General features: G+C 69.1%; 9 protein-coding genes. 7 read left to right on the top strand and 2 right to left on the bottom strand.

Annotated elements, in window-relative coordinates:
- Positions 1-339 precede the first annotated feature (339 nt).
- On the top strand, positions 340-3702 hold the full coding sequence (locus ACNFOC_RS42130) for a lectin (RefSeq protein WP_416964304.1): 3363 nt from the start codon (positions 340-342) through the stop codon (positions 3700-3702).
- 46 nt (positions 3703-3748) lie between these two features.
- On the opposite strand, the gene ACNFOC_RS42125 is transcribed toward ACNFOC_RS42130, so the two are convergent.
- A complete protein-coding gene (locus tag ACNFOC_RS42125; RefSeq protein WP_416964303.1) occupies positions 3749-4033 on the bottom strand; it encodes a Smr/MutS family protein in 285 nt (94 codons plus the stop codon).
- A 129-nt stretch (positions 4034-4162) separates the two neighbouring features.
- Between ACNFOC_RS42125 and ACNFOC_RS42120 the strand changes: the two genes are divergently transcribed.
- From ACNFOC_RS42120 to ACNFOC_RS42095, 6 genes are all read left to right on the top strand, one after another.
- A complete protein-coding gene (locus ACNFOC_RS42120) occupies positions 4163-5029 on the top strand; it encodes an SGNH/GDSL hydrolase family protein (RefSeq protein ID WP_416964302.1) in 867 nt (288 codons plus the stop codon).
- A gap of 98 nt (positions 5030-5127) precedes the next feature.
- Positions 5128-7581 (top strand): penicillin acylase family protein, encoded by a 2454-nt coding sequence (locus tag ACNFOC_RS42115; protein ID WP_416964301.1) that lies wholly within the window; start codon positions 5128-5130, stop codon positions 7579-7581.
- 231 nt (positions 7582-7812) lie between these two features.
- On the top strand, positions 7813-8700 hold the full coding sequence (locus ACNFOC_RS42110; protein WP_416964300.1) for a glycoside hydrolase family 19 protein: 888 nt from the start codon (positions 7813-7815) through the stop codon (positions 8698-8700).
- Positions 8701-8938: 238 nt separating this feature from the next.
- Positions 8939-9661 (top strand): DUF4232 domain-containing protein, encoded by a 723-nt coding sequence (locus ACNFOC_RS42105; protein ID WP_416964299.1) that lies wholly within the window; start codon positions 8939-8941, stop codon positions 9659-9661.
- Positions 9662-9707: 46 nt separating this feature from the next.
- Positions 9708-10097, top strand: a complete 390-nt coding sequence (locus tag ACNFOC_RS42100; RefSeq protein WP_416964298.1) for a hypothetical protein — start codon at positions 9708-9710, stop codon at positions 10095-10097.
- Between the two features lie 36 nt (positions 10098-10133).
- Positions 10134-11057, top strand: a complete 924-nt coding sequence (locus ACNFOC_RS42095) for a trypsin-like serine peptidase (RefSeq protein ID WP_416964297.1) — start codon at positions 10134-10136, stop codon at positions 11055-11057.
- A gap of 270 nt (positions 11058-11327) precedes the next feature.
- On the opposite strand, the gene ACNFOC_RS42090 is transcribed toward ACNFOC_RS42095, so the two are convergent.
- The coding region (locus ACNFOC_RS42090; RefSeq protein ID WP_416964296.1) for a response regulator transcription factor at positions 11328-11530 on the bottom strand (203 nt) is incomplete at its 5' end.

The raw sequence follows: 11530 nt of genomic DNA, 5'->3' as shown, positions 1-11530 counted from the left end.
GATGCGGACGGTCGCACCGAGGCCGAGCACCAGGACACGCAGGGTGCGCGTGGAGGCGCAGGTCGATGACAACGCGCGGTGCGGCGCCCTCCGGCAGCTCCAGCGCCTTCCTCAGCGAGCCGCCCAACTCCACCCCAAACTCCTGCCAACCTCGTTGACACACCATCAGCGCACGCGTTTCACTCGACATTCGTGCATGGCAACGTTGTCAGGCCGTGGAAGCGACCAGGAACTGTTGCCTGTCGCCGGCGTTCCGGTGTTCACCGGTACGCCGCCACCTGATCTGCGAAGCACGAACCGCTGCGGAGGCGACCGATGGTGAGACCCCGACGTTCAGCCGTGCCACGTGACCGCATCAGATTCCGTCAACGCCTCGCCGTGGTCTGCGTGTTGGGCCTGACCGCCCTTCCGCTGACGGCGATCGGCAGCGCCCATGCCGCGAACTCCGCGACGCCGGCCCTCGTGACGGACCCCGCGTCCCTCGTCAACCCCCTCATCGGCACCTCCGGTGCGGTGGACACCTTCCCCGGCCCCGACATGCCGGCCGGCATGGTGCAGTGGGGTCCCGACACGACGCCCGACCGTCCTGACGGCGGCGGTTACGAGTACGACGACAACAAGCTCTCCGGCTTCAGCCTCACTCACATCTCGGGACCCGGCTGCCCGGTCGCGGGCGACCTGCCGATCCTGCCGGTGACCGGCTCGCTGTCGGGTGACCTCGGCAGCACGTCCGTCGGCTTCGGCCACGCCGACGAGCAGGCCGGTATCGGGAGCTACAAGGTCACCGACGTGAACGGGGTGAAGACCGAGCTGACCGACACCACCCGCGCCGGTCTCGGCACCTTCACCTTCCCGGCGGGTCAACAGGCCAACCTGCTCTTCAAGTTGAGCGGCGGTGCCACGCAGGTGGACGGGACCCGCGTCCAGGTGGTGAACGACAAAGAGATCAGCGGCGCGATCGACACCGGTCACTTCTGCGGCGCGAGCAACAGGTACACGCTGCACTTCGACATCAAGTTCGACCAGCCGTTCACCGCGAGCGGCACCTGGGTCGGCAGCACCATCAATCCCGACGCGAAGTCGCTGAAGGTCGGCAAGGCCCAACTCGCCCCGCAGGCAACCGAGTCGGCGCCGCTGAAGGAGAAGCACTTCACCGTCCCGGCGAAGCCCGCCCCCACGATCCACGGGACCGGTCCAAAAGCCACAGCCACAGCCACAGCCAAAGCCACAGCGAAAGCGAGAGCCGCCCAGCCTCCCACGACCGGCGCCAACGGCATGTACCTCACCTTCGACACCACCGCGAACCCCACGGTGAGCGCGAAGGTCGGCATCTCGTACACGAGTGACGCGGGCGCGGCGAACAACCTCGCCTCCGAGATCAAGAACTGGAACCTCGGCACGGTCGAGAAGGCCAACCACGACGCCTGGAACGGCGTACTGAACAAGATCCAGGTGGGTGGCGGATCCACCGACCAGCAGACGCAGTTCTACACCGCGCTCTACCACGCGCTGCTGCACCCGAACGTCTTCTCCGACGACAACGGCCAGTACATGGGCATGGACAACCAGGTCCACAAGCTCGCCAAGGGGCAACAGGCCCAGTACGCCAACTACTCGGGCTGGGACACCTACCGCTCCCAGACCCAGCTGATGGCGATGGTCGAACCCAAGGTCACCGCCGACGTCGTCACCTCGATGCTCAACGGCTATGACCAGACAGGTCTGTTGCCCAAGTGGGCCTCGAACAACGGCGAGAGCTACGTCATGGTCGGTGACCCGGCCGCCGGCATCATCGCCGACGCGTACGCCTTCGGCGCGACGGGCTTCGACACGGCCAAGGCCCTCGCGGCCCTCCAGCACGAGGCCACCGTCCCCAACAACGACCGCCCCGGCGAGTCCGTACGGGACGCGAAGGGCTACCTCCCGCTGGATGAGAACGACTACAACTGCTGCAACTTCTACGGCCCCGTCTCCACCCAACTCGAGTACGACTCCGCCGACTACGCCATCGCGGCCTTCGCGAAGTCGCTGGGCAAGACGTCCGTCTACGAGAAGTTCGCCACCCGCGCCCAGGACTGGATGAACGTCTTCAACCCGCAGACCGGTTACATGCAGGGCAAGAACAAGGACGGCCAGTTCGCGGGCGGCTTCACGCCCGGCACCTCCAACGGCTTCGTCGAGGGCACCTCCGCCCAGTACACGCCGATGGTCCCGTTCAACCTGCGACAGCTCATCCAGGCCCGCGGCGGCGCCACGGCGTACTCGTCGTACCTGGACAGCCTGCTCGACGACATCACCGCCCCCGGCAACACAGACGCCGACCTGAGCAACGAGCCCAGCGTCGAGATCCCCTGGGAGTACGACTACACCGGCCAGCCCTGGAAGACGCAGGCGGCCGTCCGCGAGGCGCAGCAGAAGCTGTACTTCAACGCACCGGTCGGCTCGTTCGGCAACGACGACCTCGGCGCGATGAGTTCGTGGTACGTCTGGTCCGAACTCGGCATGTACCCGGAGACCCCGGGCACGGACACCCTGGCGCTCGGCAGCCCGGCGTTCCCGGCGGCCAAGGTGACCTTCGGCAGCGGAAAGACGGTGCGGATCAACGCACCGCAGGCCGCACCTGACGCGCCGTACGTGCAGTCGCTCGACGTCAACGGCAAGGCGTGGAACACCTCTTGGCTGACGTACCAGCAGTTGCAGAGTGCGGGCACCGCCGACTTCACGCTCGGCACGCAGCCCAACACGGCCTGGGCGTCCGGCCCTTCGGCGGCGCCGCCGTCGGACACCACGGGCGGCGGCCGGGTGCTGGCCGCGACCGGACCCTCCAACGGCCTTGTGCTCCAGCCAGGTTCGGCCGGTGACGGCACACTCGACCTGACCAACCTCGGGAGCGCGGCCGTCACGGTCGACTGGAAGGCGACGGCTCCCTCCGGGGTCACGCTGGACACGGCGTCCGGCTCGCTGACGGTGCCCGCCGCGGGGAGTGCCGAGGCGAAGGTCCACGTCACGGCGGGCGTGGACGAGGGGCTGTTCCCGGTCACGTTCGCGCTCACCGACCACAACTCCGGTGTGGCGCTGGCCGGAGCGACCCTCCGGGTGGCCGTGGCCAAGGCCGGTGCGCTGTGGCCGTACAACACGAACGAGGGCATCTATCCCGACGGTGCCACCTTCTCGGGCGGCTTCGACGGCGGCGGTTGGGCCTTCTCGCAGAACGCGCTGGCGGCGGCGGGCGTCACGAGCGGCTCGCCCCTCACGGTCGATGGCATCAACTACACCTGGCCGACGGTGACTTCGGGTCAGCTGGACAACCTGGAGATGGCCGGCCAGACCATCTCGATGCCGGCCGGTACGTCGGGTGCCTCGCTCGGGCTGCTCGGCGCGGCGACCAACGCCCCGACCGACGGCAGCGGCGTCTCGGGCGCGGTGACCGTCACCTACACCGACGGCACCACCTCCCAGGGGACGGTCGTCTTCCCGGACTGGACCCTCAACGGCGGTTCCAGCAAACCGATCCCGGGTGACACGACGGCCGCCACGACGGCCTACCGGAACACCGGGAGCGGGGGCCGGGACAACGTGAAGACCTACGTCTTCGCCGCGAAGGTCCCGTTGGACCCGTCCAAGCAGGTCGCGTCGATCACGCTGCCGGTGACGGGTTCGACGGGCACGGACCACTTGTTCTCGTACGGCTTCGGCCAATAACCAATAGCCGACAGCCAGTAGCCGACAGCCAATGGTCAACAGCTAGTCAGCGAAGGTGGACCAGGATCCGGCCGGCGTTGGTCGGATCCTGTTCCACGCGGGCGTAGAGCTTCTTGATGTGCTTCTGCGCCAGCACCGCCAGCACGCGCTTCTTCAGCTGGCCCGTCCCCTTGCCCGGGATGATCTGGACGGTGTCGACCCCGGTGGCGGCGGCCTTGAAGAGGGTCTGGCGCAGGGCCGTGTCGATGTCGCGATCGCTGCGGAAGTAGGGGTGCAGATCGAGGGTGATCAGGGCCATCGCCTCCGGGGTGTTCTCCAACTTTGGTTGCACGCGGCAGTCGTTCCGTAGCGCGAGGCCGGCGCCCCGCCCCGACCCTAGGCTCGATCGCATCGAGAAAGCGACAGCTCTCTCGCGGCACCGGCCGGCGCCTGTCCAGTTCCCCGAGAACGAAGAGGCATTGTGTCCCCTTTCGGATCGATCCTGGCCTCCTCGGCCGTCGTCCTCACCCTGAGCGCGCCGACCGCGTCGGCCGCCCCCACCGACGGGCCCGCCTATGTGGCGCTCGGCGACTCCTACGCCTCCGGGGCCGGACTCGCCGGCGTGAAGGACGAGGAGTGCGACCGTACGACCGGCAGCTACCCCAGCCTGATCTCCGAGTTCGCCTCGACGGTGGGGCGCGGGCACACGTTCGACGACGTGACCTGTAGCGGCGCCACCACGAACGACTACTGGAACCCCAAGGGAGGTAAGCCAGCCCAGGCCGACGCACTCACGGCCCGCACGAGATTCGTCACCCTGACCATGGGCGGCAACGACGTCGGCTTCAGCGGTGTGCTCGCGACCTGCGCCCGCGTCGCCGCGACGGACCGGGAAGGCGCTCCCTGCAAGCAGTACTTCACGGTGGACGGCAAGGACGTACTCGCCGACCGCGTCGCCACCATGGAGGGGCGCGTCCACGACGTGCTCGCAGACATCCGGCGACGCAGTCCGCACGCCAGGGTGATCGTCGTCGGGTACCCCGCGCTCTTCCCCGACAATGGCGGCGGCTGCGCCGAAGTCCCCTTCGCCAAGGGCGACTTCGCCTATCTGCGGGACACCACGAAGCGGGCCGACGAGGCGCTGCGACGCCAGGCGACGGCCGAGGGTGTGCACGCGTCCTACGCCGACACCTACACGGCGACGGTGGGCCACGACATGTGCCAACCGCGTGAGGAACGGTGGGTCGAGTCGCTGACCCCCGCCGCGAACACCGCGGCCGCGCACCCCAATGAGTCCGGCCAGTTCGCCATGGCCATCGCCACGTTGCGGCAGATCTACAAGCCGTAGCAGCGCCTCAAGGTGTACACCCCCAGACTGACAGGCCGCCCGGATATCCGCCGGAGGCCCGATGACGTCGCCTCGGTCCTGCCTGCAAAGTGGCGGCCATGGGTGAACCCAGAGAACTGACGAAGCGTCATAGACGTTCCTTAGCAAGCAGGTTGGCGGCTGTCGCGGCCGTCCTGTGTCTCACCTCGGCCACTGTCGCGCTGCTCCCCGCGTCCTCGTCCGCCCTGACGGGGTCGGCGCCGGGCGGAAAGACGGTGGCCGAGGGCGGGCACACCGTCCGGATCAGCCGGACCGAGTACGGCGTACCGCACATCCTGGCCCAGGACTTCGACGGGCTCGGATATGGATACGGGTACGCGTTCGCGCAGGACAACGTGTGCGAACTCGCCGACCACGTGGTGACGTTGAGGGGTGAGCGGTCCCGGTTCTTCGGGTCCGGCGGAGAGCCCGGCGAAGGTGAGGTGGGCGGCTCCAACCTCGCGAGCGACACGTACTACGCCGGACAGCTGCGCTCGGGCACCGTCCGTCAACTGCTCGCGCAGAAGGCGCCGTTGGGGCCGACGGCGGAGCTGCGCCGCATGGTCGAGGGATACGCCGCCGGATACAACCGCTATCTCCGCGACACGGGCGTCGACCACCTCCCGGACCCGACCTGCAAGGGCAAGCCCTGGGTGCGGCCGATCACAGCGCTCGACCTGTGGAGCGTCGTCTACGACCTCAACAGGGTGACCGCGACGGTGCCGTTTGTCCCGGACATCGGCGACGCGAAGCCCCCGACGGCCTCCACCGACTCGGGCACCAACTCCGGCATTACGTCCGGTACTACATCCGGCACTGCACCCAGCGCTGCGTCCGGCGTGCCGTCCGTGAAGCCCGCCGCCCCCGACATCGGCAGCAACGGCTGGGCCCTCGGCCGCGACGTCACCCGCACCGGCAACGCCATGGTCCTCGCCAACCCGCATCTTCCCTGGGCGGTCGGCTACTTCCGTTTCTACCAGGTGCAGTTGACGATCCCCGGCACCCTGGACGTCTCGGGCGCCGGCCTCTACGGCACCCCGCTGGTCGAGATCGGCCACAACAGCACCCTCGCCTGGACGCACACGGCGACTGACGCCCAACACGCCTCGCTCTACGTGCTGAAGCTCGCGCCCGGCGACCCGACCAGCTACGTGCTCGACGGCAAGGTCGTGCCGATGGAACGCCGTACGGTCCCGGTCACCGTCCGGGACGCGGACGGCGGGCTCTCGACCGTCCAACGGACCCTGTACTCCTCGCGGTTCGGGCCCGTCCTCTCCTCCGGCTGGACCACGACGACCGCCTACGCGATCCGTGACGCCAACACCGACAACCTGCGCTCCATGAACACCTGGCTGGCCATGGGCAAAGCCCAGAACCTTGCCCAACTCCGCGCCGCCCAGGACACGTTCCAGGGCATCCCCTGGACCTACACCCTCGCGGCCGACAGCAGCGGCGGCACGTACTTCACCGACTCCTCGGCCGTCCCGCACCTCACCGACGCCCAACTCGACCGCTGCACCGTCGCGGACGACGGGGAGAACGCCGCCCTGGACGGTTCCACGTCGGCCTGCGCCTGGGGCAGTGACCCCGACGCGCTCGTGCCCGGCCTCTACGGCCCTTCGCACCAGCCGAAGTTGAGCCGCACCGACTACGTCGCCAACTCCAACAACGGCCCGCAGTACGTCAATCCGGAGGCGCCGATCACCGGTCTCCCGGGCGTGTACGACACCGATCCCCGCCTCGACGGACGGGCCCAGCTCGGACTCGACATGATCGCCCAACGCCGGGACGGTACCGACGGGTTGGGTGCACCGGGCTTCACCGAAAGCACCCTGCGCGACTCGATGCTCGGCAACCGCGTCCGGTCGGCCGAGACGGGCCGCGACGACATCGTCGGCATGTGCCGCGCCCACCCGAGCCTGACGGCCACGGACGGCACACAGGTCGACGTGACACAGGCCTGCACAACCCTCGCCCGCTGGGACACCCGCGCCGACACCACCAGCCGGGGCATCGTGCTCTGGGCCTCCTTCTACAACCGCCTCCTCGACGGCGGGCCGCCCGACACCTGGCGCCGCGTCCCCTACGACCCCGCCCAACCCCTCACCACGCCAAGGGGATTCAACGGCGAGGACCCGCGCGTCCAACGCGCCCTGGCCGACGCCGTCCAGGACTTCGCCGCCCGTGACCTCCCGGTCGACGTCGAACTCGGTGCCGTACAGAAGTGGGCCGGCATCCCGCTGCCCGGCTGCGACGCGGGCTGTTTCGACGTCGTGGAGGCGGGCCCCGACTCGGGCACCGGCACCCCGACCGCCGGAGCCTTCGGGACCAGTTTCCTGATGACCGTCGAACTGACCCCGGGCGGCCCGCGCGCCCACACCCTGCTCACCTACGGCCAGTCCGCGAACCCGGCCTCGCCCCATTTCTCGGACCAGACCCGTCTCTTCTCGCGCAAGCAGTGGGTCATGGAACGGTTCACCCCGGCGGAGATTGCCGGCGACCCGGCTCTGGAGGTGACGACTCTGCGCAGGTGAGGCAGGCCGACGTAGCGCGGGCCGGTCGCAACTCGGCGGTCCGGGTGTGGGGTTGACTGGTCTATACCCTTGACTGGTACATACCAATGCGGTTCAGTGGGTGGCGTCATCCCCCACCACGGCCGCCCCCCCCCACGCCGTGACCGGCCCGACCGGCCCGTGCGCGCAAAGGCTCAGCTTCCCCCTGCCCTTGGCGGGGGACGGCCGTGCTCCACAGAGGAGTTGAACCCTGTGTCGAGACGCCGTATCGCCGCAGTACTGACCGCACTCGTCCTCGGTAGCCTTACGCCCGTGGTCCTCCCCGCCGCCGGCGCGTCCGCCGCCTCCTGTTCCAGCTATCCGAACTGGGTGGCCGGCCAGTCGTACGTCACCGGCCAGATCGTCCGCTACACCGACGGCAAGGCGTACATCGCCGAGCACGACAACCCGGGCTACGACCCGGTCATCAGCACCTGGTACTGGGAGCCGTACGCCTGCGACGGCTCCGGCACGCCCGTGGGCAACTTCGTGGTGAGCGAGGCCCAGTTCAACCAGATGTTCCCGAGCCGGAACTCCTTCTACTCGTACAGCGGTCTCACCGCCGCCCTCAGCGCCTACCCGGGTTTCGCCAACACCGGCAGCGACACCACGAAGAAGCAGGAGGCCGCCGCCTTCCTCGCCAACGTCAGCCATGAGACGGGCGGGTTGGTGTACATCGTCGAGCAGAACACCGCCAACTACCCGACGTACTGCGACTGGAGCCAGTCGTACGGCTGCCCGGCCGGTCAGGCCGCCTACTACGGGCGCGGACCGATACAGCTCAGCTGGAACTTCAACTACAAGGCGGCCGGGGACGCGTTGGGCATCGATCTGCTCAACAACCCGTGGCTGGTGCAGAACGACTCGGCCGTGGCCTGGAAGACCGCGCTCTGGTACTGGAACACCCAGACCGGCCCCGGCAGCATGACCCCGCACAACGCGATGGTCAACGGCGCCGGTTTCGGCCAGACCATCCGCAGCATCAACGGCTCGATCGAGTGCGACGGCAAGAACCCCGCCCAGGTGCAGAGCCGGGTGGACGCCTACCAGCGGTTCACCTCGATCCTCGGGACCACGCCGGGGGCCAACCTCTACTGCTGAGCGTGCGGCACGGGCACCGGCTGGACCGCTCCAACGGCCGGTGCCCGTCCCACCCCAGCGTTCCAGGGACGGTACGTTCCCGCAGGCCAGACCCTGTGTGAGCGTTCCAGCTTTCCGTTTCCCCCGACTGTCCTGGCGGCTGGGACGGATTGCCGCGCAAGCTGCGGTTGTTCGCAGCGAGACCCACCACGAACCCGGTGGCTCGCCTTCCAGCACCGCACCCAGGGGGAACCCGATCATGTCCGACACCGTCTTCCGCCGCCGTACGGCACTCCTCACCGCGACCATCGCCGCGGCCGCCTCACTCGCACTGACCGCCTGCGGAACCAGCACGGACACGGGGGCCAAGAGCACCCCGACCGTCGCTGCCGCCGACAACGGCGTCTCCTCGACCGCGACGCCCGAGGGGAACACCGGGGGCACCAGGGCGGACTCCGGCACCGAGGCCGCGGCCTCCGGTACGGACGCGGCCGTGACCTCGAAGTCGGGCGGCGGCAGCACCACCGCCAAGGGGCCCACCGGGTCCAAGTCGGCCTCAAGCATCGTCACTTGCACCGGCGCCAACACCAAGGTCACCGCGCAGACCGTGACGCGTCCGCTGAACCACCTGCTGCTGACCGTCAAGAACACCGGCTCCAAGACCTGCTACCTGTACGGCTACCCGGCCCTGCGGTTCACGGACGCCCAGTCTGTCCCCCCGGTCGACGAGGACACGCAGCCGCAGGCGGTCACCACGCTCCGTCCCGGACAGTCGGGCTACGCGGGCGTCCTCCTCTCCGCCGCCGACGGCAGCGGCTCAGGCGGCTACACCGCGAAGACGCTCTCGGTGATCTTCCAGAACCGCGCGCTCGACTTCGTGGGCTCGGGCGTCAAGGTCGCGCTGCCCAGCAAGGGCGTGTACATCGACAGCTCGCTGACCACCAGCTACTGGCTGACTAACCCCTCGGACGCCCTCAACTAGGCGGTCCGTGCCGCGAAGTTCCCCGCCGCGCAGAAAGGACGCAGGTGTGTCCAGTACATCGAACAGCGTGAACCGGAGGCCCGATCCCGGGGCGCCCGCGCACGAGCACTTCGAGGTGGTGTGGCACACCTCGTCCGACGGCGCGTTCAGGAGAGCGGGCGCGCTGGTCCGGGAGATCATCGGCATCGCGGTGGGCCTGCACTCGGCGGACGAGATACAGCCGAGCGGAATCGAGATCCGCGAGTGCCGGGGCCCGCTCGTCGTCAGGTTCGTCTACGGCGACGATCACGAACTCGCCCGCCGGCACACGGCGTTGGTGGAACGCCGGCTCTGGAACCGCACGGTGGGGGAGTTCCTCACCTTCCTCCGCGAGACGGCCGCCGACCCGACGACGCAACCCGGATCGCCGGATCCACCTCTCCTGGACTGCGCGTAGCCGGGCCCACTTGAATCAGCCGAGGAGACATCCCCCATGTTCGACAGCCCCCTTACCGGGAGCCGAGCTCTCCGCCGCCGTGCCACGGCGCTCACCGTGGCCGGTACGGCCCTCGCGCTCGCCGTCCCGGTCTCGGCCACGGCCGTCTCCGGGGCCGACAGGGCCGTCGCCGCCCCCGACCCGGTGTCCTCCTTCTCGTTCACCGCCCAGGAACGCAAGGACGCCCTCGCCTACTGGACCCCGGCCCGCATCAAGGCCGTAGGAAAGTCGGTGGACCTGGGGCCGACCGGGCCGAGGACCAAGACGTGGACCGGTCCACAGCTGAAGACCGTGGGGCGGATGTTCATGGTCAACGCCGGGGGCTCCGACACCTGGTGCACGGCCACCGCCGTGAAGAGCGCCAACCGTTCCGTGGTGATGACCGCGGGGCACTGCGTCCGGCGCTCCGCCTCGCCCGACAACACCAACATGTCGATGGTGTTCGTCCCGGCCTACAGCAAGGGCAAGCAGCCGTACGGCGCCTTCGCGGTCCGTACGGTGCTGACTCCGCGGGCCTTCGCGGAGGAGGGTACGAACGACGTGGCCGCGATGGTCGTCGACGCGGACAAGAGCGGTCGTAGGCTCACCGATGTCGTGGGCGGGACGCCCGTCGCCTTCGACCGGGCGGTCGGCGGGAAGATCTCGTCCTTCGGCTACCCCGCCACCCACCCGCAGCTCGGCGAGGAACTCCTGCGCTGCGTGGGCACGGAGAAGAAGGAGAACGGCCGGCGGATGATCCCCTGCGACATGACCGGCGGCTCCAGCGGCGGCCCGTGGCTGGCCGACTTCAAGGAGACCACCGGGCAGGGCACCCTCGTCTCGGTCAACAGCTCGCTGGACGGCTTCACGCCGACCAAGATGTACGGCGAGATCCTCGGCGCCACGGCGAAGACGATGTACGAGCGGGCCGAACGCGGCTGATCTCAGGGCCCGTTGAGGAGGGCTGCCCCCGCCGACAGGGGCAGCCCTACGCGAATACCGCCAGGGGAGGTGCGGTGACGGATGCCTTGCCATGACAGCCGTGGGGTTGACCAACACTGCCGGCTCCGACACTTCCCGTTCCCCTGGCGGTAGGACCAGCTTGGGGTGTCGGCCGGGCGCGGGGGGCGTGAACTCCCGTAGATCGGTGGCGATATCGGTGCACGTAGGCGTCGGCGCGGGCCGCGGAGGGGGTACGTAGGTACCGGGTACCTACGCCGACTTGGTGCCCTCGGGCTGTGCCGCGGCCAGGATCTCGGTACGCGAGGTGATGCCCAACTTGGCGAGGATGTGCTCGACATGGGCGTCCACGGTGCGTTTGGAGATGACGAGCCGTTCGGCGATCTCCCGGTTGGACAGGCCCTGGGTGACGAGCGCGGCGACCTCGCGCTCGCGGCGGGTGAGGGGGTCGGCGG

This window comes from Streptomyces colwelliae, from assembly GCF_048158785.1.
Classification (GTDB): Bacteria; Actinomycetota; Actinomycetes; order Streptomycetales; family Streptomycetaceae; genus Streptomyces.
Note: the sequence above shows the minus strand (reverse complement) of the source record. Positions and strands in the feature narration are given on the sequence as shown.

Bases quoted from the DNA above. Each gene is read 5' to 3' on its own strand.
- ACNFOC_RS42115 (WP_416964301.1), top strand. From the start codon at position 5,128: ATGGGTGAACCCAGAGAACTGACGAAGCGTCATAGACGTTCCTTAGCA.
- ACNFOC_RS42095 (WP_416964297.1), top strand. From the start codon at position 10,134: ATGTTCGACAGCCCCCTTACCGGGAGCCGAGCTCTCCGCCGCCGTGCC.
- ACNFOC_RS42105 (WP_416964299.1), top strand. From the start codon at position 8,939: ATGTCCGACACCGTCTTCCGCCGCCGTACGGCACTCCTCACCGCGACC.